We start from the raw sequence: 23,570 nt of genomic DNA, 5'->3' as shown, positions 1-23,570 counted from the left end.
TCATGCGGGGCGGGCGCCGTCGATCGCGGTGGCGCCGGCGAAGTTCGCGTGGGTGTAGGAGGACAGGGGCAGTCCGGTGCCGGTGGTGGCGAGTGCTCTCAGGACGGTCGCGTACGACGTGAGGAGGTCGCGGATGCTCGAGTCGGCGGGGTCATGGCCGGGATGCCGGGCGGACAGGGTGATCCCGCCGGGTACACGCGCGATCCAGAGGTAGACCTCGCGGTCCGACCGTGAGCCGCCCCGCAGGATCTGCGCGCGAGCCGCCTCCCATTCGGCCGCCCCGGGGACGTGGCGGATGTCGAGATACGACACCACGAACTCGGGTTCGCCGCCGGTACCGAGCAGTTCGACGATGCGCTGGTAGGGGAAGGACGGCAGATGGCGCACGGTGTCGATGGCGGCCGCGGTCGCGTCGAGCGCGTCGTCGAACGTGTGGGCGGCGGTGAGGTCGACCTCGAGCGGCGCCAGACCGACATACCAGCCGACCGACCCGGCATACCGTGCCTCGGATCGGGTGTGCATCGGCATCGTGAGCCGCAGCGTGTCCCGGCCCGTGAGTGCGCGGAGGGTGACCGCGAGGGCGGCGAACACCGCGGTCTGGGTACCGTGCCCGCGCGCACGCGCCGCCGAGGTCACGAAGGTCGCCTGGTTGTCGGTGGCGACGTACTCGGAGATGCCGCGCTGGCGCGGGGTGCGCGCACGGTCCCGGGTCTGCAGGTGCGGACGGACCAGCGGGAGGTCGAAGCCCGGGGACTCGGCGGAGCTGTCCAGGAAGGCGCGCCATCGTGCGACGACGGGGTGATCGACGGTGAGTCCGAGTCCCACCGCCCGATCGTGGACGCTGAAGTCGAGGTGGCTGCCGACCTCCGCCATCTCGGTGGACGAGCCGTGCCGTGGGGAGAGGTAGAGCCGGCGGATCTCGCTCATGCTCAACAGGATCGAGTACGCATCCATCACCACGTGGTCGGCGGCGAAGGCGACGGTGAAGCCGCGCTCGGACTCGATCGTGGCCACGATGCAGTGCGGCCACCGCGTCGGCGCGAGCCTGGTGTCGAAGACCGCGGTGAGCAGCTCGCGGACGTCGTCTCCCGAGTCGAATCCGCCGACCGCCTCGGCGTCGACGCCGAGATGCGCACCGCGGTAGGTGCGGCGGCCGTCGTGCGGGTCGTCGGCTGTCGGGTCCGAGGTCGAGCGGAGGGCTTCGTGCCGGGTGATCCACCCCCGCAGGCAGGCATCGAAGTGCTCGTCGTCGAGATCATCGTCGATCTCGAAAATGGCCCCGAGCCAGGAGGTCTCGTCGGAGTCGTAGGCGGTCGACCGTCGTATCGAGGCGGACTGGTCGTAGGTGAACGGTCGCGGATCGGTGTGCCAGCCCGCGGAATCCGCGCGTGTGGTCGGTGTCCAGATCGTCACCGTCCCGGGCGGGACGGGATAGTCGGACAGTTCGGTGAACTTCATTCGCGGTCGTCCATGCGTCGGTCATCCGTTCTCGGGCCGCGACGCCATGCCATGCCTTCGCCGGCAAGGCCCCCCGGCCCATGAGTTCTGATCTGAGACAACAGGAATCGCCCGTACCCCGATGCACGCGCACGACCTTGTCCGACGACGTCCCGGAGGTCTCTCCGGTCGAACGGACCGCATCACGGCCGCCTGTGTCTGAACCGAGCCTAAGCGGTCACATCGGACATGTGCAGCGGCAGGAGTCCGTGAGCTTCATCACGGGGACGGTGTCCAGGTGTGCACGGACGCACCGCCGGTTTCGGAATCGCGCTGCGAGACAGAGGTTTTTAATCCGAATTGGGTGTTCGGACCTGCGGTCAAGGGCGTTTCGTTGCGTTCATGTAAAGAACTCATGACGAGCGGCTGCCGCACAGGGGTGGCATCGGAGGGAATGCGCGGTCAGGCCGGGTTGCGCCGAAATGCATTGCCGGGCAGCACGGTATGCCGGGACAGGTCACGTTGCGGCACCCGGAGAGCTCACCTACCGTGGGCCGAGAAGGGTGCCGGCAGCGGATCGAGCGGGCCCACTCGAAGTCGAATACACGCATCGGGGGTGCCATGTCCACGACCGTCCCGGCCATCGAGGCCCACGGTCTGACCAAGCAGTACGGCGGGACGCGTGCGGTCGACGCCGTCGACCTCCACGTACCCGCGGGCGGGGTGTTCGCTCTGCTCGGAACCAACGGTGCGGGCAAGACCACCACCGTGCGCATGCTCGCGACCTTGCTGCGCCCGGATGCCGGGGGCGCCCGGATCTTCGGGCACGACGTCGTCGCGGAGGCGACGGCGGTTCGATCGCTCATCGGGGTCACGGGGCAATATGCCTCGGTCGACGAGGATCTCACCGCTCGCGAGAACCTGATGATCTTCGGTCGTCTGATCGGGTCGTCGCGCCGCCGAGCCCGGGTGCGTGCCGACGAACTGCTCGAGGAATTCGGGCTGGGGGCGGTCGCCACCCGCCGGGTGGGGCACTTCTCCGGCGGGATGCGCCGGCGCCTCGATCTCGCGGCTTCGCTGATCACCCGGCCACGCCTGCTGTTCCTCGACGAGCCGACCACCGGACTCGACCCACGGACGCGGGCGCAGATGTGGCAGACGGTTCGTGAGATGGTGGCGCGCGGTTCGACCGTGCTGCTGACCACCCAATATCTCGACGAGGCCGATGAACTCGCCGATCACATCGCGGTCATGGATCGCGGCCGGGTGGTCGCCGACGGGACCGCCGACGAATTGAAAGCCGGAGTCGGCGACATGAGTGTGAAACTCGAATTGGCCGATGCGGACGATCTGATCGCCGCGGCAGAGGTGTGCGCGCCGTTCACCGCGAACGGCGAGGCGACGATCGCGCGCGGCGAGGGCATCCTCGTGCTGCCCATGTCCGACATCGACCCCCTCGCCGACATCCTCGGTGCGCTCCGCGCGCGCGGGCTCGGGCTGACGTCGGTCAACGTCGTGCGCCCGACCCTCGACGAGGTGTTCTTCGCGCTGACCGACGGGGGCGACCCCACGCGATCGGCACCGATGGCCGCACGGGCGGATTCGGCAGGAGCCCGCGCATGACCACCGGTTCCCTGCAGCCGAGCGCACTCGCCGCCGGCGACGCCCCGGCCGAACCCCACGACCGCGTTCGGCCGACCGCCGCGGTGATGCAGTCACTCACCATGACCCATCGTGGCCTGCTGAAGATCAAACACAACCCGCAGCAGCTGTTCGACGTCATCGTGCTGCCCATCGTGTTCACGGTCATGTTCTCCTCGATCTTCGGCGGCGCGATCGCCGGGAACGTGGTGGGCTATCTGCCGCTGCTCATTCCCGGCGTACTGGTCCAGGTGTGTGTCGCGGCGTCGGTGGTCACCGGCGTCCAGCTGCGCGAGGACCTCGATCGCGGGGTGTTCGACCGGTTCAAGTCGCTGCCGATCGCGCGCATCGCGCCGCTGGCCGGCGCCCTGGTGGCCAACACGTTGCGGTACGTGGTGGCCTCGGCCATCACGGTCTGCGTCGGGGTGATCATGGGGTACCGGCCGGCGAGCCCCGTGGGGGTCGCCATCGCCTGTGCCCTGATCGTGGTGGTGGCATTCTCGCTGAGCTGGATCTTCGCGCTGCTCGGCGTCCTGCTCGACAAGGCGTCGACCGTCCAGGGCGTCTCGATGCTCGTGCTGATGCCGATCACCTTCGTGTCGAACGCCCTCGTCCCGATCGACACCATGCCCGGATGGATGCAGGCCTGTGCGTCGGCGAATCCGGTGTCCCATCTCGTCACGGCAGCGCGCGGACTGGCCGCGGGCGAAGACGTGGGAACCGACATCGCCTACACGCTCGTGGGCGCGGCGGCCGTCCTCGCCGTCGTGGTGCCGGTGACCCTGCGGACCTACATGCGGCGGACCTGAGTGTCCGCACCGAACCGATCAGCGCAAGGAGTAGCCATCATGGGCACGCCGCTCACCTTCTCGGTGGTCGTCCCGGTCTTCGACGAGGAGGACACGATCGGCGACTGTTTGACCCGCCTGGCCGCACAGTTCGACCAGATCACCGAGATCGTGGTGGTGGACAACAACTCGACCGACGGCGGCCGGGCGGTGATCGATGCCTGGTGTTCGGCTGATCCCCGTGTCCGGGTGATCGACGAAGCACGACAGGGGTTGGTCTACGCGCGCAACGCCGGACTCGACGCCGCGACCGGTGATCTCATCGCCCGCATCGACGCCGACACCCGGGTGCCGCCGGACTGGGCGCGGACGATCGTGGAGTTCTTCACCGCGGATGTCCGCGGTGACTGGGCGGCCCTGTGCGGGCGCGGGGAGGCCTACGACGTGCCGCTCGCCGGCAGGTTCGACCGGTGGAAGACCCGGCTGCACCCGCTGAACAAGTTGCGGAGCGAGAAGTCCGTGTCCGAGGTGCCTGTCCTGTACGGCTCGAACATGGTGCTGCGCCGTGCGACCTGGGTGCGGATCCGGGACCGTGTCAGCATGCGACGCAACATCTTCGAAGACGTCGACATGGGACTGTGTGTCGGTGACGCCGGGGGCCGTAACGCGTTTCTCCGCTCGCTGACCGTCGGGGTGTCACCGCGCCGGATGGAGACCGGCATGGTGCCGTTCGTCCGCTACATGAGTTTCCTGCCGCGAACGTTCCTGCTGCACCGTCGCTTCGGGTTGGCAGCGGGTTCGGCGGCGGTGTACGTGCCCGCTATCACGGTCGCGCATGCGCTACGACTTGTCGTGTTGCGGTCCTACGACTCCCGGACCGGGCGCGTCGACCCGCGAAACCTGTTGCGGGGCGGTGGTTCCGATCGAGTCCTCCCGTAGGGTCGGGCGGTCGGTCGGCGTTCCGGGATCAGCCGGCGCCGCGCACCGTCGTGACGCGCACCGTGTCCTCGACGATGTCGGCCGCCGTGTGTACGGCCTCGTCGGGGGCGATGAGTCGACTGCGGAGCTCGGCGGACCGTCCCCGGACCTCGGTGTCCAGGATCGTGTCGAGGGCGCCGATCAGCGACTCCGCTGTCACCCGAGCCATCGGCAGCGTGGCCCCGACCGCGGCCTTGCTCACCGCCCGGCCCCAGATCGGCTGATCGGCGCCGACCCACGTGATCAGCGTCGGCAGGCCGGCACGCAACCCGGCGGCCACCGAACCCGCGCCGCCGTGGTGGACCGCGGCCCGACACCGCGGCAGCACGGTGTCGTGATCGACGTGTCCGACGACGCGGATCGCATCCGTGAGTCCCGATGCCTCGGATTCAGATGTGGCAGAGCCGGATTCGGTCGACATGAAACCGCTCCAGCCGCCCGACACCAGCAGGCGGATCCCGAGTCGCCGCGCTGCGGTCCGGAATGCATCGGCCAGACCGTCGGGGTCGGCGGGCAGCATGCTGCCGAAGCCGACGTACACCGGGGCGTCGCCGGCGTCGAGCCAGTCGGCCAGCGTCCCCGCTCCCGAGGCCCCGTCGAGTCCGGCGTCGCCCACCCCGGCGCGTTGCGCGGCCGCAAGGGTGAAGAACCCGACCAGCGGCCGGCGCCGGCCCCACTGGGTCGCGAGTCCGTCGAAGAGGGCCGGATCGTAGGCCTGGATCTCGGGAACGCCGGTACGGCCGATGAGTTCGGAATACGGGTGGTTCAGCGGCGACAGTCCGAGATCGGCCCGCAGCGTGGTCTCCGCCGAGCGGGTGGCGAGCCACAGGGCGCGTTCGGCGACGCGCCAGCTCAGGTCGTTGACGATCGCCGGGGCGTCGATGCCCAGGTGCGCGAGCAACGACACCGAGCTGTTGCGCCGGATGGGGCAGTAGTGCAACGGGATGTGGGGGATGCCGAGGACCGCCGAGACATTGTGGGCGCGTTCCTGACCGGCGCTGCTCGCGATGATCGCATCCGCGCCGTCGGCGAGTTCGAGCAACCGCTGCTGCATCGCCCGGCCGTCCCGCACCGACATCGCCGACACCGCACGCAACCGGGTCCGGGGGTTCTTCGACCGCATGTCCTCCCGGACCATCTCCGAGTCGAGCAGGGCACGGGTGCTCGACCCGTACGACTCGGTGGGAACCCCTGCGCCGCTGCCGAAGTCGACCAGGTCGGGTGGCAGCGCGAGAGTCGCCGTGTGGCCCCGGCCCACGAGCTCGGCGGCCAGGGCGACGGCCGGCTGGGCATCGCCGCGACTGCCGTTGACTGCGATCACGAACCTCAACGTCGAACCCCTCACGTCTGGGTGCGGTCGGATGGGCGACCCGTGCCCGGCGGTGGCGGATCGGGACCGATTCTAAACACGGTCGGCCACCGCGGCGCGCGGCCGGAGACCGGGATCACCACCCGGCCGGGAACCAGGATCACCGGGCGGTCGGCATGAGGATCTCGTTCGTGATCAACGGAACCCGCGGGGACGTCCAACCGGCGACGGTGCTGGCCTGCGCGCTCGCGCGGCGCGGACACGACGTCCGTCTCGGGGTGCCGCCCAACATGATCGGGCCGGCTCTCGATTGGGCAGACGGCATCACCGGGCTCGAGGTCGTGCGTCTCGGCTTGGACACCCGGGCCCACCTCGAGTCGGTGGCGCGAGCCCGGAAGCAGGCCGGCCGTCATCCGCTGCGACGGCTGCGCGTGCTGCTGTCGCTCCGGAACGCCGGGTGGGACCAGCTCGTCTCCGACATGGCCGAGGTCGTCGACGGTGCCGATGTCATCGTCACGGGATTGATCACCGAACAGCCCGCTCTCGCCTTCGCCGAGTCCGCCGGCGTCCCCCTGATCTCCCTTCATCACGCGCCGGTGCGGCGTAACAGTCGGGTCGCACCGGTGCCCGGTCACCTCCCGGGCGGACCGCGTGCCGTCCGGACGCAATGGGTCGCCTACGACGCCGCGTTCGCCGTCCTCACCCGACGGCGAGAGCGCCGGCTGCGCATGCACCTCGGGTCGCCCGGGTCGTCGGCGTCCTACGCCGCCCGACTGCGGGCAGCGCCCGGCCTCGAATTGCAGGCCTACGACCCGATGTTCGGCGTGGAGCACGAACGCAGGTGGACCGCCGACTCCGCGGTTCGTCGTCGTCCGACGGTCGGTTTCCTCGGATCGCCGGCAGACCAGCCCGTCGCCGGGTCCGACGCGCTCACGTCCTGGCTCGACGCCGCGGACGCCCCGATCTATGTCGGATTCGGGAGCATGCCGCTGCGGGGAGAGGCGGCCACCTTACGCGTCGTCACCGAACTCGGTCGGCGGCTCGGTCGACGAGTCCTGGTGTGCGCCGGCTGGACCGAAATGGACGCCGAGGTCCGGGCCGAGATCGCATCCGAGGCGGTGCGGATCGAGTCCCAGGTCGATCACCGCACGGTCTTCGGCCGATGCGCGGTGGTGGTCCACCACGGCGGCGCCGGAACCACGGCGGCCGTTCTGCGCGCGGGCCGGCCGTCGGTCGTCTGCTGGTACGGCGCGGATCAGCCGTTCTGGGGCGCCGAACTCGAACGCCTGGGGGTCGGCGTGGCGATGCCCATGGCCCGCGCGGGACGGGACCTGGACGTGGACCGGTTGACCGACGCCGTCGCGTCGATGCTCGATCCCGCAGCCGCCGAGCGGTCCGGACGGCTCCGCGACGCCCTGGTGGCCGAGGATGTGGCGCTCGGGGACGCCGTGCGCGAGATCGAGCGTTCGGTGACAAGCTCGAGCACGGGGCCACGGCTCCCACAGGGACCACACAGTCACAGCGCAACGAAGGTGGACGTATGACGACGACGAAGTCGCCCATGGCCGAACAACCCGACGCCGGGCGGGCACCGGGTCTGCGTGGCCTCGCAGCCCGGCTCCGCGACGAGCGGGCGGCGATCCGAGGCGAGCGCCTGACCTCCGAGGACGCCCCGTTCTGGTTCGTCACGCCGGCACTCGGCTGGTCGGTGGTGCTCCAGCTCGTGTGGGTGTTCGACGAGGAGGTCTCGATCGAGACGCTGACCGCGATGAACGCCGCGTTCGCGCGAGGGCGCCTCAACCGCATGCTCGTCGTACCGGATGTCGTCGGAGCCCGCCCGCGGTGGGTTGCCGCGCCCGACGCACCCGGGCTGGCCGCCGACAGCCGACCGGTGCCGGAGGCGGAGATCGACGACTGGGCGACCGCCGAGATGTCCTCGGTTCCCCTCGACGCCGAGGGCGGGCGGTGCTGGCGCCTGCGGTCGGCGCCCACCGCGTCGGGTGGAACGGTGGTGTCCCTCTGTGCCCTGCACGTCGTCACCGACGGTCGCGGCATGCTCGCGGCGGCCGCCGAGGCCGCCTCGGCGTCGGAGGTGCCACTGGCTCGCGACGCGGACCGGGCGTCCGGGGCCGATCCGGCGGCGACGACGCGTCCGCCGGTCTCGTGGCGGCGGCAGCGGATCGGCGACCTCGCCGACGCCGGGTCGCAGGCCGGCGCGGTCCTCGCCGGGCTCGTGCGGGCGGCACTCGAGCAGCGCAAGGCCGGTGGCCCCGAACCCGACCCGCGTCCGGTCCGCGCGCCGATAGCCGAACGGTCGCCGGCCGCCGACTTCACCTGGGCGACCGCGACGGTCCCCGCGACGGACTTCGACCGGGTCGCCGCCGAGCACGACGGCACCGCGAACACGCTGTTCATCGCGGTGGTCACCGGCTTGCTGCGCTCCAGTGGCCATGCGCCGCTGCCGAATCCGATCAAGGTCGGGGTCCCCGTCGACCGTCGTGAGAGCGAGGCGGACACCCGGTCCAACCCGATCGCCGGTGTGTCGGTGTACCTCACCGACGAGCCGGTCGCCGGTGGCGATCTCGGCGGCATCCGGGCGGCGTGCAAGGCGGCTTTCGTCCGGCTGTCGGAGGGTCGCCGGGCACCGCACATCCACCTGCGGCCGTTGGCCTGGTTCCTGCCGCCCGCGGTCATCGTGAAGCTGGTCAGCGCGGGCAACGGGATCCCCGACGCGGTGATCTCCAACCTCGGCGACATCCCCCCGGAGGCAACGGTGCTCGGCGGGCGGTCGGCGCGCAAGGTCGCATTCCGCGGCATGGCTCAGGGCGTCGACGCCTCGGTCGGCCAGCGCTTCGGTGACGGCGTCCAGTCGTGGCTGGTCCGCACCCGTGATCAGGTGACCTTCACCGTGCTCGGTTGCGACGAGACGAGTTTTCCCTCCGATGCCGTGGTCGCGGACCTGCTCGACCGGGAACTGACGGCCTGGGGTCTGCCCCATGAGATCTGGTGATCATGACACCTCGTGAAGCTGAGGAGCACACGTGACGGCAACGGCAACCGACACCCGTCCCGCCGAGGTACTCCGCGTGACCGGCCCCGACGAGTCGTACCTGCTCGTCGCGGAACTGTTCGGGATGGGTGCGCCCATCCAGATCACCTGGGTCTTCGACGACGACCCGGGGGACGCGGCGATCGAGTCGTTGTGCGCCGGACTCGCGGCCGGGCCGCTGCATCGTGCGGTGTCGCGCCGTCGGGTCCCGTTCGCCCGGCACCGCTGGGTGCGATCGACGATGCCGGTCCGACCCGGGCCGGTGGCGGTCGTCGAGGCCGACGCCGTCGGGGAGTGGGCCGACGCCGTCCTCCGCGCGAGCCGTCTCGATCCCGTGCGGGGAACCGGTTGGCAGCTCGACTCGGCTCGGATCCGCGGCGGCGGGCGCGCGGTGTCCCTGCTCGCCTCCCACATGATCACCGACGGTCACGGCCTCTACCGGCTGGTGGCCGACGCCGCGGCGGGCCGCACCGCCGGTCTGCCCGCTCCCGTCAGCGGACACTCTTGGGAGGCGGTCCGCGCCGACGCCGCCGACGCCGCCGAGTCGGTGCGCGCAGCCGCCCGATCAGCGCGAATCCTGATCCGCGAGGCCCGGGCGGCGCGAGGCACCGACACCGGGTCCGCCGACACCCGATCCGCGCCGGAATCGTCGCGTACCACGCGTCCGGCGAGACCACGGTCCGCGCCCGAGCCGGACACGACGCTGGCGACGGTCGACGTCTCGGCAACCGAATGGGCCGCGCGCGCCACCGAGCACGGCGGTACCGGCAACTCCCTGTTCACCGCCTTGCTCGCCGGTATCGTGCACCGTTCGGGTCGCCCGCTCGACGGTCCGATGAAGGTGTGCATAGCGGTCAGCAAGCGGGACGGCGACGACGACAACCGCGCCAATGCGTCGGGCGGGGTGTGGATCCGCCTTGCCGACCCCGTCGAACCGGACACCGACCTCACCGCCATCCGGTCATCGAGCAAACGGGCCTTCGTCGACTACGCCGAGTCCGGGGCCGATCAGGCCGCCGACAACCTGCAGCCGATCGTGCGCATCCTGCCGAGACGACTCATCGGTCGGTTGATGCGCGGAATCCCCGGACCCGACACCACCGTGTCGAATCTCGGGGCCACGCCCGACTCGGCGATGCGGATCGGCGGTCATACGGCGTCCCGGTTCGCCATCCGCGCGGTGATGCAGGGGATGCCCGCCCAGGAGCGGCGCGAACGCGGCCCGGCGGTCGCCGCCTGGGCGGTCACCTACGGCGACACCGTCACGCTCACGTTCTTCGGCATCGACCCCGACGATTTCGGCGATCCCGTCCGGCTGCGCACACTGATCGCCGACGAGTTGACCGCCTGGCGGATCGGACATCGATTCTGGTGACGCCGGCACACATCGCGATCATTCTGTATGGCAGCCGGGGCGACATCCAGCCCGGTATCTGCCTCGCCCTCGAACTCCAGGTGCGCGGCCACCGCGTGAGCGCCCTCGTCCCGCCGAACCTGGCCGGCCTCGCGCGGGCCACCGGCGTCCGCGACGTCCACGAGATCGGTCTGGACTCCGACACCGCGTGGTCGTCGGAGGACGCGCGGTCGGCGCGCAACAGTCGTAACCCATTGGCGCGGATGGCGTTTGCGTTGCGGACGGTCCGCGGCGGATTCGACGCCCTGGACGCCGCGCTCGAGCGACTCTTCATCGCGGGTACGGCGCCGCTGCACGACACCGACCTCCTCGTCGTCGCGCCGCTGTGCCAGGACCGCGGGCTGGCGGTCGCCGAACATCTGGGCATCCCGCTGACCGTGCTGAGATACGGCCCGATGTCGGAGAACGGACTCCTCGGCGCCGTACCGGGACTCACCGACAGATGGTCGCCGGAGTGGAAGCGGCGCTCCTGGCGCCTCGCCGACCGGTTGACCTGGGCCGCGACCGCATGGAACGAGAATCGGTTCCGGCGCCGACTCGGGCTCGACCGGGCTCGGCGACCGCTGCCGGTGCGGCTGAACGCCTCCGGGATCCCCCAGATCCAGGCCTACGATGCGGAGATGGTTCCGGGCCTCGCCGCGGAGTGGGACGATCGCAAACCCGTCGTCGGATTCTTCGACCTGCCCGCGGGAAGCCGGGCGGGTATCTCCGAGATCGACGCCGGGGCAACCGATCTCGGCCGATGGCTGGCCGCCGGCGAAGCTCCGCTGTTCGTGACGTTCGGCAGCATGCCGATCCTCGACCCGGAGGCTCTGATCGCCCGCTGGCGGACAGCCGCCCGTGCCCAGGGGGTGCGCTGCCTCATCGCCATGGGAGATCCGACCGGAGTCGATCCCGACGACCCGGACGTGTTCTACGTCGCGGGTGTGGACCACGCGTCGGTCCTGCCGCGATGCGCGGCCGCAGTCCATCACGGCGGCGCCGGCACCACCGCGGCGAGTCTGCGGGCCGGCCTCCCCACCCTGGTTTGCGCGGTCACCGCCGATCAGCCGTTCTGGGCTGAACGGGTCCGTGCCCTGGGCGTCGGGGCGGCCGTCCGGCTGTCGAGTTTCACCGACGACGACGCGCGCGCGGGTCTCGCGGTCCTGTTCGACGACGGAACCCGTTCGGCCGCTGCTGCTCTCGCCCGCCGGATGACGCCCGCCGACAAGGCCGCCGCGGCGGCCGCCGACATCTGCGAAGCCCGGCTGACCTAGAACCCACAGACGACTGCGGCCACCGACCCTCTCGGGTCGGTGGCCGCAGGCGTCGTCTGGCAGGTTACTCGCCGAAGGCCTCGTCGAGGATCTCCTGCTGCTCCACCGCGTGGACCTTGCTCGATCCCGACGACGGCGCGGACATCGCGCGGCGCGAGACCCGGCGCAGTCCGCCGAGCACATCCGGCAGCACCTCGGGCAGCCAGAGGCCGAGGAACGGCCACGGACCCTGATTCGCGGGCTCTTCCTGGACCCACCGGAACTCACTCGCGTTGCCGTACTGCTCGAGCGTCTTGCGCAGGCGGCGGTGCGGCACCGGGTAGAGCTGCTCGATCCGGACGACCGCGATGTCGTCGCGCTTCTCCTTGTCGCGGCGCGCGGCGAGTTCGTAGTAGAGCTTGCCGCTCACCAGCAACACCCGCTTGACCTTGCTGCGGTCCGCGCCGTCCTTGAGGAAGTGCGGGTCGTCGATCACCGAACGGAACTTGTCCTCGGTGAAGTCCTCCACCGGGCTCACCGCGGCCTTGTTGCGCAGCATCGACTTCGGGGTGAAGACGATGAGCGGACGGCTGATGCCGTCGAGCACGTGGCGGCGCAGCAGGTGGAAGTAGCTCGCCGGCGTCGACGGCAGCGCCACCGTCATCGAACCCTCGGCGCACAACTGCAGGAACCGCTCGATGCGGCCCGAGGTGTGGTCGGGTCCCTGTCCCTCGTGGCCGTGCGGCAGCAGCAGCACGACGTCGGAGAGCTGGCCCCACTTGGCCTCGCCCGAGGAGATGAACTCGTCGATGATCGACTGCGCGCCGTTGACGAAGTCACCGAACTGCGCTTCCCACACCACGAGGGCGTCCGGGTTGCCGACGGAGTAGCCGTACTCGAAGCCGACGACCGCGAACTCCGAGAGCGGGGAGTCGAAGACCATGAACCGGCCGCCGTTGCTCTCCTCGTCTGCGGGCTGCAGGTGGTTGAGGGGGGTGTACTCCGAGCCGGTGCTGCGGTCGATGAGCACCGAGTGGCGCTGGGTGAAGGTGCCACGGCGCGAATCCTGGCCGGACAGACGCACGGTGCGCCCCTCCATGACCAGCGACCCGAACGCCAGCAGTTCGGCGAACGCCCAGTCGATGTTGCCCTTGCGGGCGGCCTCGGCGCGGCGCTCCAGGACCGGCTTCACACGCGGGTGCGGGGTGAAGCCGTCGGGCACGTTGACGAACGCGTCGCCGATGAGCTCGAGCGTCTTGCTGTCGACCGCGGTCACCAGCTTCGTCGGCAGCGTCTGGTCGGCCTCGACCGAGGGCGACGGCTCGACACTGAACTTCTCGAGTTCCTTGACCTCGTTGAAGACGCGCTCGAGCTGTCCCTGGTAGTCGCGCAGAGCGTCCTCGGCCTCCTTGGTCGAGATGTCACCGCGGCCGATGAGGGCCTCGGTGTAGCTCTTGCGGACGCCGCGCTTGGTGTCGATCACCTCGTACATCGCCGGTTGCGTCATCGACGGGTCGTCGCCCTCGTTGTGTCCGCGACGGCGGAAGCACACGAGGTCGATGACGACGTCCTTGTGGAACGCCTGGCGGTAGTCGACGGCGAGCTTCGCGGCCCAGACGCAGGCCTCGGGGTCGTCGCTGTTGACGTGGAAGATCGGTGCGCCGATCATCTTCGCCACGTCGGTGCAGTACTCGGTCGAGCGCGAGTGTTCCGGTGCGGTGGTGAAGCCGACCTGGTTGTTCACCACGATGTGCACGGTGCCGCCGGTGCGGTAACCGGGCAGCATCGCCATGTTGAGCGTCTCGGCGACCACACCCTGACCGGCGAACGCCGCATCGCCGTGCAGCATGAGCGGGAGGATCGGGAACCGATCGTCCTCGTCCATGAGGTCCTGCTTGGCGCGCACCAGACCCTCCAGCACCGGGTCGACTGCCTCGAGGTGGCTGGGGTTGGCGGTCAGCGACACGTTGATCTCGTTGTCGCCGAACATCTGGTAGTACTTGCCCTCGGCGCCGAGGTGGTACTTCACGTCGCCCGATCCGTGCGCCTGCGACGGGTTCAGGTTGCCCTCGAACTCGGTGAAGATCTTCGAGTACGGCTTGCCGACGATGTTGGCGAGCACGTTCAGACGGCCGCGGTGCGGCATGCCGATGACCACCTCGGAGAGGCTGTGCTCGGCGCTCTGGTCGATGACCGCGTCCATCATCGGGATGACCGACTCGGCGCCCTCGAGCGAGAAGCGCTTCTGCCCGACGTACTTGGTCTGCAGGAACGTCTCGAACGCCTCGGCGGCGTTGAGCTTGCTCAGGATGTACTTCTGTTCACCGACCGGCGGCTTGACGTGCTTGATCTCGACGCGTTCCTGCAGCCACTTCTGCTGCTCGGGCTCGAGGATGTGGGTGTACTCGACACCGACGTGCCGGCAGTACGCGTCGCGCAGGATCGACAGCACGTCCCGCAGCTTCATCTTCTCCTGGCCGTGGAACCCGCCGACCTTGAAGCTGCGGTCGAGATCCCACAGCGTCAGCCCGTAGTTCTGGATGTCCAGATCCGGATGGCTGCTGCGCGCATCGCTGTCCATCATGAGGGGATCGATGTCGGCCATCAGGTGGCCGCGGCTGCGGTAGGCCGCGATCAGCTCGAGGACGCGGGTGCTCTTGTCGACGAGGCCTGCGGGCAGGTCGCGACGCCAGCGGATCGGCTCGTAGGGCACATGGAACGCGGTGAAGATCTCGTCGTAGAACGCGTCGTCGATCAGCAGCTCGTGGATGGTGCGGAGGAAATCGCCCGACTCCGCGCCCTGGATGATCCGGTGATCGTAGGTCGACGTCAGGGTCATCAGCTTGCCGACGCCGAGTTCGGCGATCTGCTCGTCGCTCGCGCCCTGGAACTCCGCCGGGTACTCCATCGCGCCGGCGCCGATGATGGCGCCCTGGCCCTTCATCAGGCGCGGCACCGAGTGCACGGTGCCGATCGTGCCCGGGTTGGTGAGCGAGATGGTGACGCCGGAGAAGTCGGCCGCGCCGAGCTTGCCGTCGCGGGCGCGACGGACGATGTCCTGGTACGCCGTGTAGAACTCGGCGAAGCCCATCGTCTCGCATTCCTTGATCGCGGCGACGACCAAGGTGCGGTTGCCATCCTTGCCGACCAGGTCGATGGCCAGGCCGAGGTTGGTGTGCGCGGGTGTGACGACGTTCGGCTTGCCGTCGATCTCGGCGAAGTGCCGGTTCATGTTCGGGAACGCCTTGATGGCCTGCACGATCGCGTAACCCAGGATGTGGGTGAAGCTGATCTTGCCGCCTCGGGTCCGCGCGAGGTGGTTGTTGACGACGATCCGGTTGTCGATCATCGCCTTGGCGGGCACCGCACGGACGCTGGTGGCCGTCGGGATCTCCAACGACAGCGCCATGTTCTTCGCGATGGCCGCGGCGGGACCGCGCAGGACCTTGTTGCCGTCGGCGCTCTCGGACTTCTGTGCGTCCGACTTCGCGGACCCGGACTTCTGGGCCTCGGGCGCGGCGGTCTTGCCCGCCTCGGGCTTGGGCTGCGAGCGGGCCGACCCGTCGCGGCTGGCGACGCTGTGCCCCGACGCCGCCTTCGTGGCGGTCGACTCCTTGGCGGGGGTGGGTTTGCGCGGTGCCGTGCGCGCCGGGGTCTGATCCAGGGTGACCTGCTTGCGCGGCGTGGTCTCGGTGGCCGGCGCGGAGGTGTTGCGTGCCGACCCGTTGGTCGACGCACTCGTGGTCGAGGAGGAGGACGAGGTGGCCGCTGTGGTGGCCGAAGTCTTTGCGGCAGTGGGCTTTGCGGAATTCGAGGGCGGAGCGGCGGCCGGGGCGGAGCCACCGTTGTCGCCGGGTTCGTAGTTCTTCAGTAGTTCGTGCCAACTCGGGTCGACCGAGTTCGGGTCTTCTTGGTATTGCTGGTACATTTCCTCGACCAGCCACGTGTTCTGTCCGAAGTCTGAAATCGAACTGCTGCTCACAGCGGTATCTCGCCTCAATTCCCTGAAGGTGCCGGGTTCTCTGCCACGCGTCGTCTCTTGTGGAGACTATCGGTGAACCACCTGACGATGCTACGCGTCGTCGACTCGCTCACACCTACCGACCTGTTACTACGGAGTCAGTTCCGAGGTGGCCCGCGTGACCGCCGTGGCGGCCCTCCGTGCGCTGGTCGGAGCGGGTGAGTCGGGGCGGGGCACCGCCGGCTCGTCGGGATCGACGCCGGCATCCCAGAAGCCGCGGTACCTCTGTCCCAACGCGAGCAGCTCCTCGTGTGTTCCGAGTTCGACGATCCGTCCGCCGTCCACCACCGCGATGGTGTCGGCGCGGGCGGCCGTGGCCAGTCGGTGGGCGACGATCACCGACGTGCGGTGCCGGGTCACCGCCCGTCCGGCGGCGAGGACCTGCGCCTCGGTGGCCTGGTCGAGGGTCGCGGTCGCCTCGTCGAGCAGCAGCAGATCGGGCTCGACGAGTTCGGCCCGGGCCAGTGCGATGAGTTGGCGCTGGCCCGAGCTCAGCCCCTGGCCGCGTTCCCCGATGGGATGGTTCATCCGGCCGGGCAGGGCGGTGATCATGCGCAGTGCGCCGACCGCGGAGGCGGCGTCGACGATCGCGGCCCGATCGGCGTCGGGCCGGCCGTAGGCGATGTTCTCGGCGACGGTGCCGGTGAACAGGTGCGGCTCCTGCGGGACGAGGCCGAGCCGCCGCCGATATCCGGCGAGTTCGTAGTCACCGATGTCGGTGCCGTCGACCAGGACCCGTCCGGTGGTCGGATCGTAGAAGCGCGCCAGCAGCTTGACGATCGTCGACTTGCCTGCGCCCGTCCGGCCGACGAGGGCGAGCGACGACCCGGCCGGGATGTGCAGGTCGACGGCGGACAGCGCATCCGTCGTCGAACCCTGGTAGCGGAACCCGACCCGGTCGAAGTCGACGACGCCGTCGAACCCGCCGTGTGGCGGGGACTCGGCTGTCGCCGAGGTGCGCAGCGAACTCGGCGTGCGCAGCAGGTCGCCGATCCGGCGGAGGCCCACGGCGGCCTGCTGATAGCCGTCGAAGACCTGCGAGAGTTGTTGCACCGGGCCGAACAGCATCGTCAGGTAGAGGACGAAGGCGACGAGTGTGCCCGCCGAGAGCGAACCCGACGCCACCTGCCCGGCGCCGACGCCCAGCGCGATCGCGGTCGCGATGTCGGACATGAGCTGGATGAGCGGGAAGTACGAGGCGATCGCCCGCTGCGAGACCATCCGGGCCTCGACCCATTCTCCGGAGCGACGCGCGAACCGGGCCTGGGCGTCGTCGGTGCGCAGGTAGGTCTGCGTGGTCTTGATGCCGGCGATGTTCTCCTGGAAGTCCGCATTGACGACGCTGATCAGTTCGCGCGAGCGCGTGTAGGCGCGGCTTGCGACGCGGCGGAAGACGACCGTCGCGGCGATCAGGAGGGGGAAGACGGGCAGCACCAGGAGTCCGAGCAGCGGGCCGGTGATCAGGAGCGCGACACCGACGCCGACGAGCGTCAGCACCGCCACGATCGCCGAGGTCAGTCCGGTCTGCAGGAACGTCGACAAGGCGTCGATGTCGGTCGTCATCCGGGTCATGATCCGGCCCGACAGCTCGCGCTCGTAGTAGTCGAGTCCGAGGCGCTGGATGTGGGCATAACTGCGGATCCGAAGTCCGAACAGCACCCGTTCGCCGGCCCTGGTCGAGGTGATCGCCATCGACGACGCGGCGACCCAGCCGACTCCGACCAGTACGACGCCGCCGACCGTGGCCCACATCAGGGTCGACCCCTCGGTGTGTCCGGTCGAGTCGATGACCGCCCGGGCGATGCTCGGGAAGGCCAGGCCGACGAGCGTGTCGACGGCGATGGCGAGCAGTGCGGCGGCGAGCAGCCACCGGACCGGCGCGAGGAGTCCGCGCAGGGTGAAGACCGGGTTCTCGCGTCGGGCGGCGGCGACGTCGACCTCTGGCTGCTCGACCGCAGGGGGGAGTGCGTCCACCGAGGCCTGGAGCTGGGGAGTGGCCGGCATCGAACCGAGCGCGCTGGCCACGCCGCCGCCGCGACCGGTCCGTGAGCCCGCCCCCATCGCCGGAGAGGTTCGGGCCGCGACGTCGATCGAGTCGGAAGCGATGCCGGGCCACAGGCTCTCGATCTCGGTCGGGCCCGGTCCGCGCAGCGGTGGCGCGGTGTCGGCGACCGCGGCCGCGCCGGGGATGTCGTCGTGGACGCCGTCGGGTGCCGGTTGCGTGGTGCTCGACATCAGCTCGCGGAAGCGCGGTGAGGTCGCCTCGAGTTCGGCGAGCGTCCCCAGCGCGGTGATCCGGCCGTCGTCGAGCACCGCGACGCGATCGGCGAGGACGAGCGTCGAACGTCGATGGGCGAGGACCAGCATCGTGGCGCGGCGGTCGCGGAGCCCGCCCAGGATGCGCGCCTCGGTGGTGGCGTCCACTGCGGACGTCGCGTCGTCGAGCACGAGGATGCGGGGGTCGGCGAACAGGGCGCGGGCCAGGGCGATTCGCTGACGCTGCCCGCCCGACAGAGTGAGCCCGCGTTCGCCGATGACGGTGTCGTATCCGTCGGGGAGCGCCTCGACGAATTCCGCGGCGTCGGCCGCGGTGGCTGCCGCCCGAACCCGGTCGGCGGCGTCGGCCCCGGCGGCTGCCGGGCCCATCGCGATGTTCGCGGTGATGGTGTCGGAGAACAGGAACGGCTCGTCGAAAACGACGGCGACGGCACGGTGGAGCGCCTCGGGCGCGAGGTCGTCGATCCGGTACCGGGTCCGGGACGGCTCGTCACCGGTGCTCTCGCCGAGCAGCGAGATCGTTCCGGAGTCGGGTCGTTCGAACCGGCTGACCAGGTCGGCGATGGTCGACTTGCCGGAACCGGGCGGACCCACGATCGCCACACATTCGCCCGGCTCGATCCGCAGGTCGATACCGGACAACACGGCGGGCGGGTCGTCGGCGTCATGGGTGTGGTGGGCGAACCCCACAGCGTCCAGTTCGACGCCCAGGGGGCCGCCGGGCAGCGTGCCGGTCGCGGCGTCGCCCGGATCGTGGGGATGGTCGATGACGTCGTAGACGCGTTCGACGGCCGCCCGCGCCAGCTGGGCGTTGACGATCAGGTTCGTCAGGAGTCGGGCGATGCCGGTCATGGTGGCGACGTACGTGCTGAACGCGACGAAGGTGCCGGCCGTGATCGCGCCGGTCATCGTGAGGTAGCCGCCCACGACGATCACCCCGACCATGCCCAGCTGCGGGATGGCGGCCAGGGTCGGGGCGAATCGAGCATTGATCCTGGCGGCGCGGAGCCGGCGAGCGAACACCGTCCGGCACCGGGTTACGAGGTCGTCGACCGCGCGTTCCTCCTGGCCGAAACCCTTCACGACCCGCACGCCGGTGACGGTCTCCTCCACGTGCTGGGCGACGTCGGCGGCGGCCTGCTGCGCCGACCACGTCGCCGCGAACAGCCGACGCCGGGTACGCCACACCTCGAGGGCGATGAGCGGGGCGATCAGCAACGCCACCCCGGTCAGGAGCGGCGACAGGTACGCCATGATGGCCAGGGCCACGACCATCTGCACCGCGGCGCCCAACGACAGTGGCGCCATGGCCAGGAGACTCTGGACGACCTGGATGTCGGAGATCGAGCGGGACACGATCTGTCCGGTGCGGATCTGGTGCTGGCTGCGGCCGTCGAGGTGCAGCAGGGTGTCGAGGAGTCGGAGTCGCAGCGTGTTCTGCACGTTCACCGCGAGCCGTCCCGCGAACACCCGCCGGCCGAGATGGCAGGCGTAACGGACGACGGCGAAGACGACCAGCGCGACGATCACGGTCTGTAGCGAGAGGCCGTCGTCGACGACGCCGGTGGCGTGGTCGATCGCGGCCTTGGTCAGCAGCGGCATCAGCACGTCCACCCCGACGGCGACCAGGGTGAAGATCATCGTGACGACGGCGACGCGTCGGTATCGCCAGGACTCGCCGACGAGCCGGCGGATCCAGCCGGGCGTGGCTGCCGACTGTGGGGACGGTGCGGCCGCCGCGGTCACCACGAACCGGGTGGGAGCGGATCCGGGGTGGGTGCCTCACTGAAGTCGACGTCGATGACCCACGTCCGGGGTGCCGGCCCGAACGCCTCGCGCGCGTTGTGGACGACCTTCCGGCCGAGGGCGCGACTCCCCACACCACCGATGACCGCACCGATACCGGCGGGCATGAGCTTGCCGAAGATCAGCGGCGCCCGGCGGATCGCGTACTTCTTGACGAGTTTGTTCACCAGGGTCTTGTTCAGTTTGGTGATCGCACCGGATGGCAGGGCGGCTCCACCGAGTCGGCGCAGCGCACCGCCTCCGGTGCCGACCACGCGACCGAGGGCCAGCACACCCTCTTCGCCCAGCGCGACGGTCATGACCAGGGCCTTGCGACGCTCGGACTCGTGCACCGGGATGCCGTGCACCTCGGCGATCGACAGCGCGAGCAGGGCCGACGCCTCGAGGAAGAACGCCGTGTCCCCGGTCATCGCCCCGAACGCGGTCATCGTGCCGACACCGGGCACCGCGGCCGCCGCGCCGACGGCGCCGCCGGAACCGGTGACCGCGTTCAGGTAACGCTTCTCGAGCCGCTCGATGATCTGCGCGGGTGAGTCGTCGGGGTACTTCCGCCGCAGTGAATCGACGTACTTCTTCACCGCGGGTGCCTGCAGTCGCTGTGCCCGGTCCAGGATTCCGCCGGTCACCTCGACGGCCTTGCCGGGGGGCGTACGGCCGTGGTCTGCCGAAAGTCCCTGTGACGCCTTGTCTTTCATTCCGCCGCCGCTCGTTCCGTCGGTACCCAGTCCGCTGCGGGCACGACCTCGGCCGGTGGTGGGGGACCGGGGGGTGTGCCGTCACCGAACGGGCGACCGCCCAGGTCGTCGCGATGGTGTGCGGTGAGCCAGCCGCGGAGGTCCGGGCCCTTCGGCACGATCTGCGTGGGATTCACGTCGGTGTGGACGATGTAGTAGTGCTGTTTGATCTGGGTGAAGTCGGTGGTGTCGCCGAAGCCGGGCGTCTGGAACAGGTCCCGGGCATAGGCCCACAGCACCGGCATCTCGCTCAGCTTGCTCCGATTGCACTTGAAGTGGCCGTGATACACCGCGTCGAAGCGCGCCAGGGTGGTGAAGAGCCGGACGTCGGCCTCGGTGATGGTGTCGCCGACCAGGTAACGCTGCGTCGACAACCGCTCGGACAACTCGTCGAGTTTGGTGAACAACCGGTCGTACGCCGCGTCGTAGGCTTCCTGGCTGCCGGCGAATCCGCAGCGGTAGACGCCGTTGTTGACCTCCGTGTAGATGCCGTGGCTGACCTCGTCGATCTCGTCGCGCAGACGCTCCGGGTAGAGCTCCGGCGCGCCGTCGCGATGGAAGGCGGTCCATTCCAGCGAGAAGTCGATGGTGATCTGCGGGAAGTCGTTGGTGACGACCTCGCCGGTCGGCACGTCGACCATCGCCGGCACGGTGATCCCCTTCGGGTAGCCGGGGATCCGCTTCTCGTAGGCGTCCTTGAGTCGCGGGATCTGCAGGACCGGGTCCACCCCGCCGGGGTCGAGGTCGAAGGTCCACGAGTTCTTGTCGTGCGTGGGACCGCACAGCCCGAGCGAGATGGCGTCCTCGAGGCCGAGTAGCCGCCGCACGATGAGGGTCCGGTTGGCCCACGGGCAGGCCCTGGCTGCGACGAGCCGGTACCGGCCGGCCTCCACCGGATAGCCGTCCCGGCCGTCGGCGGTGATGCGGGTCTCGATGTACTTCGTGTCCCGGACGAACTCCTCGCCGGTCATCACGTACGAACCCTGTTCGCCCTCGGACGCGGTGCTCTGCTCGGACTCTGTGCTCATGGGCTCCACAGTAATGATCCGGAGCGACATCCCGCCCCGAGCTGCCGCGAAACCCGTGATCGCGCGGGCCGTTCACGAATCGGACAGGGTGAGTGGTGTGTCTCGGAAACAGGCGACTGGTCTCCGGCGTTCGATCGGCGCCTGGCTGCGTTGTCGTCGGTCGAGATAGCTCCGCTATCGCTCCCTCCTCCGCCTTGCCAGCTCACCGATCGCTCCACCGGAGACCGGCCACCTCTTTCCGAGACACACCACTAGCATCGAGGAAATGCAGTCGAGCGACGCCGCCCGCGGCCAGAACGCGGGCACCGACGAGATGGTCACCGGCCGCCCGTGGGCCGCGATGCTGGCGCTCTGCGTGGGCTTCTTCATGATCCTCGTCGACATGACGATCGTGGCCGTGGCCCAGCCGCGTATCCAGGCCGACCTCGACACGAACGTCAACGGCGTCGTCTGGGTCACCAGTGCGTACCTGCTCACCTACGCGGTGCCGCTGCTGATCACCGGTCGCCTGGGCGACAAGTTCGGCCCCAAGACGATGTACCAGCTCGGTCTCGCGGTCTTCACCGCGGCCAGCCTCTGGTGCGGCCTGTCGTCGTCGATCGGTGAGCTGATCGCGGCCCGCGGTCTGCAGGGTGTCGGCGCCGCCCTCATCACCCCGCAGACGATGGCGCTGATCACTCGCATCTTCCCGGCCGAGAAGCGCGGCGCCGCAATGGGCGTGTGGGGCACGGTCGCCGGGGTGGCGACCCTCGTCGGTCCGCTGCTCGGCGGCGTGCTGACCGACGCGTTCGGCTGGGAGTGGATCTTCTTCATCAACCTGCCCGTCGGCCTCGCCGGTCTCGTCCTCGCGGCCGTTCTCGTCCCGCGGGTCAGCACCAACGACCACCAGTTCGACTGGATCGGTGTCGGTCTCTCCGCGGTGGGTCTGTCCGCGTTGGTCTTCGGCATCCAGGAGGGGGAGACCTTCGACTGGGACACCTGGATCTGGCTGCTCATCGTCGGCGGGGTCGCCGTCCTGGGGGTCTTCGTCTACTGGCAGTCCCGCATCCGCACCGAGCCCCTGGTCCCGTTGTCGTTGTTCCGCGACCGCAACTTCTCGCTGTCGACCATCGGCATCGCGTCGATGGGCTTCGCGGTGTCGGCGATGATGATCCCCCTGACGTTCTTCCTCCAGCTCGTCGGTGGGATGTCGCCGACGGAGTCGGCGGTCGTCCTGGTGCCGATGGCGGTGCTGACCGGTGTCCTGGCTCCGATCGTGGGCCGGGTGGTCGATCGCGTCCACCCACGCACGATCGTGTCCTCGGCACTGCTGCTGAACGCGATCGCCATCGCGTGGCTGGGCTTCGTCGCCCGCCCGGAGACCCCGGTCTGGTTGATCGTGATTCCGTTGTGCCTGATGGGCGTGGCCTCGGCCGGTATCTGGGCGCCGCTGGCCGCGACCGCCACCCGCAATCTGCCGTGGCATCAGGCCGGGGCCGGGGCCGGCGTCTACAACACCCTGCGGGTCATCGGTTCGGTCCTCGGCTCCGCCATGATCGGAGCGCTCCTGCAGACCCGGCTGGCGGCCGAGCTGCCCGGCGTCGACGCCGAGAACGCCCAGGACGGTGCGGCCGGGCAACTGCCGGAGTTCCTGCGCGAGGGGTTCGCGACCGCCATGGGGCAGTCTCTCTACCTGCCCGCGGCCGCGCTGCTGATCGGCGTCGTGGCGACCTTCTTCTTCGTCCGGCCCGCGCATCAGACGGTCCCACCGCAGGTCGTCGACCCGCACGCGGTGGGCGCCGACGCCGGTCGGTCCGACTCGGTGCCGGGGTCGACGGCGTAGGCGAGCGCGCGTCCCACGATCTGTCGGCACC

At 69.9% G+C, this 23,570-nt stretch carries 14 protein-coding genes; 8 read left to right on the top strand and 6 right to left on the bottom strand.

Annotated features, from left to right (window positions below; all coding sequences use genetic code 11):
* Entirely contained in the window at window positions 1–1,458 is a 1,458-nt protein-coding gene (locus B1818_RS04120) for a condensation domain-containing protein (protein WP_058252725.1), read from the bottom strand.
* A 600-nt stretch (window positions 1,459–2,058) separates the two neighbouring features.
* Here B1818_RS04120 and B1818_RS04115 point away from each other — a divergent pair.
* From B1818_RS04115 to B1818_RS04105, 3 genes are read left to right on the top strand one after another with little or no spacing between them, the layout of a single operon-like run.
* On the top strand, window positions 2,059–3,060 hold the full coding sequence (locus B1818_RS04115; protein ID WP_058252726.1) for an ATP-binding cassette domain-containing protein: 1,002 nt from the start codon (window positions 2,059–2,061) through the stop codon (window positions 3,058–3,060).
* The gene (locus tag B1818_RS04110; RefSeq protein WP_058252727.1) at window positions 3,057–3,887 is read left to right on the top strand and encodes an ABC transporter permease; all 831 of its coding nucleotides are present in this window, start codon (window positions 3,057–3,059) and stop codon (window positions 3,885–3,887) included. Before B1818_RS04115 ends, B1818_RS04110 begins: the two co-directional genes overlap by 4 nt.
* A 39-nt stretch (window positions 3,888–3,926) precedes the next feature.
* Complete coding sequence (locus tag B1818_RS04105; protein ID WP_058252728.1) at window positions 3,927–4,805, top strand: glycosyltransferase family 2 protein; 879 nt, start codon at window positions 3,927–3,929, stop codon at window positions 4,803–4,805.
* A 28-nt stretch (window positions 4,806–4,833) separates the two neighbouring features.
* Here B1818_RS04105 and B1818_RS04100 read toward each other — a convergent pair whose 3' ends face one another.
* On the bottom strand, window positions 4,834–6,165 hold the full coding sequence (locus B1818_RS04100; protein ID WP_231742518.1) for a glycosyltransferase: 1,332 nt from the start codon (window positions 6,163–6,165) through the stop codon (window positions 4,834–4,836).
* A gap of 179 nt (window positions 6,166–6,344) precedes the next feature.
* Here B1818_RS04100 and B1818_RS04095 point away from each other — a divergent pair, with 179 nt between their 5' ends.
* The 4 genes from B1818_RS04095 to B1818_RS04080 are packed head-to-tail and all read left to right on the top strand — an operon-like array spanning window position 6,345 to window position 11,872.
* Window positions 6,345–7,697: a glycosyltransferase gene (locus tag B1818_RS04095; protein WP_254859556.1), complete on the top strand. Its 1,353-nt coding sequence runs from the start codon at window positions 6,345–6,347 to the stop codon at window positions 7,695–7,697.
* Window positions 7,694–9,163 (top strand): hypothetical protein, encoded by a 1,470-nt coding sequence (locus B1818_RS04090; RefSeq protein ID WP_058252731.1) that lies wholly within the window; start codon window positions 7,694–7,696, stop codon window positions 9,161–9,163. Before B1818_RS04095 ends, B1818_RS04090 begins: the two co-directional genes overlap by 4 nt.
* 31 nt (window positions 9,164–9,194) lie before the next feature.
* Window positions 9,195–10,577 (top strand): hypothetical protein, encoded by a 1,383-nt coding sequence (locus B1818_RS04085; RefSeq protein WP_058252732.1) that lies wholly within the window; start codon window positions 9,195–9,197, stop codon window positions 10,575–10,577.
* On the top strand, window positions 10,574–11,872 hold the full coding sequence (locus B1818_RS04080; protein WP_058252733.1) for a glycosyltransferase: 1,299 nt from the start codon (window positions 10,574–10,576) through the stop codon (window positions 11,870–11,872). Before B1818_RS04085 ends, B1818_RS04080 begins: the two co-directional genes overlap by 4 nt.
* A 64-nt stretch (window positions 11,873–11,936) precedes the next feature.
* On the opposite strand, the gene B1818_RS04075 is transcribed toward B1818_RS04080, so the two are convergent.
* The 4 genes from B1818_RS04075 to B1818_RS04060 all read right to left on the bottom strand — a co-directional run bounded on the left by B1818_RS04075 (window position 11,937) and on the right by B1818_RS04060 (window position 21,717).
* Window positions 11,937–15,833 (bottom strand): multifunctional oxoglutarate decarboxylase/oxoglutarate dehydrogenase thiamine pyrophosphate-binding subunit/dihydrolipoyllysine-residue succinyltransferase subunit, encoded by a 3,897-nt coding sequence (locus tag B1818_RS04075; RefSeq protein WP_078112020.1) that lies wholly within the window; start codon window positions 15,831–15,833, stop codon window positions 11,937–11,939.
* A gap of 129 nt (window positions 15,834–15,962) precedes the next feature.
* Window positions 15,963–19,898, bottom strand: coding sequence for an ABC transporter ATP-binding protein (locus tag B1818_RS04070; protein WP_078112019.1), 3,936 nt, complete (start codon window positions 19,896–19,898; stop codon window positions 15,963–15,965).
* Window positions 19,892–20,650, bottom strand: a complete 759-nt coding sequence (locus tag B1818_RS04065; RefSeq protein ID WP_058252736.1) for a hypothetical protein — start codon at window positions 20,648–20,650, stop codon at window positions 19,892–19,894. Before B1818_RS04065 ends, B1818_RS04070 begins: the two co-directional genes overlap by 7 nt.
* Window positions 20,647–21,717 (bottom strand): glutathione S-transferase family protein, encoded by a 1,071-nt coding sequence (locus B1818_RS04060; protein WP_058252737.1) that lies wholly within the window; start codon window positions 21,715–21,717, stop codon window positions 20,647–20,649. Before B1818_RS04060 ends, B1818_RS04065 begins: the two co-directional genes overlap by 4 nt.
* A gap of 265 nt (window positions 21,718–21,982) precedes the next feature.
* Here B1818_RS04060 and B1818_RS04055 point away from each other — a divergent pair, with 265 nt between their 5' ends.
* Window positions 21,983–23,539 (top strand): MFS transporter, encoded by a 1,557-nt coding sequence (locus tag B1818_RS04055; protein WP_058252738.1) that lies wholly within the window; start codon window positions 21,983–21,985, stop codon window positions 23,537–23,539.
* Window positions 23,540–23,570 lie beyond the last annotated feature (31 nt).

It is taken from the genome of Gordonia sp. IITR100, assembly GCF_002009645.1.
Classification (GTDB): Bacteria; Actinomycetota; Actinomycetes; order Mycobacteriales; family Mycobacteriaceae; genus Gordonia; species Gordonia hongkongensis.
This window is presented reverse-complemented; position numbering and strand designations above follow the sequence as displayed.

Coding starts and splice junctions, on each gene's coding strand:
- B1818_RS04120 (WP_058252725.1), bottom strand. CDS start 1,458: ATGAAGTTCACCGAACTGTCCGACTATCCCGTCCCGCCCGGGACGGTG.
- B1818_RS04055 (WP_058252738.1), top strand. CDS start 21,983: ATGCAGTCGAGCGACGCCGCCCGCGGCCAGAACGCGGGCACCGACGAG.
- B1818_RS04115 (WP_058252726.1), top strand. CDS start 2,059: ATGTCCACGACCGTCCCGGCCATCGAGGCCCACGGTCTGACCAAGCAG.
- B1818_RS04110 (WP_058252727.1), top strand. CDS start 3,057: ATGACCACCGGTTCCCTGCAGCCGAGCGCACTCGCCGCCGGCGACGCC.
- B1818_RS04105 (WP_058252728.1), top strand. CDS start 3,927: ATGGGCACGCCGCTCACCTTCTCGGTGGTCGTCCCGGTCTTCGACGAG.
- B1818_RS04065 (WP_058252736.1), bottom strand. CDS start 20,650: ATGAAAGACAAGGCGTCACAGGGACTTTCGGCAGACCACGGCCGTACG.
- B1818_RS04090 (WP_058252731.1), top strand. CDS start 7,694: ATGACGACGACGAAGTCGCCCATGGCCGAACAACCCGACGCCGGGCGG.
- B1818_RS04060 (WP_058252737.1), bottom strand. CDS start 21,717: ATGAGCACAGAGTCCGAGCAGAGCACCGCGTCCGAGGGCGAACAGGGT.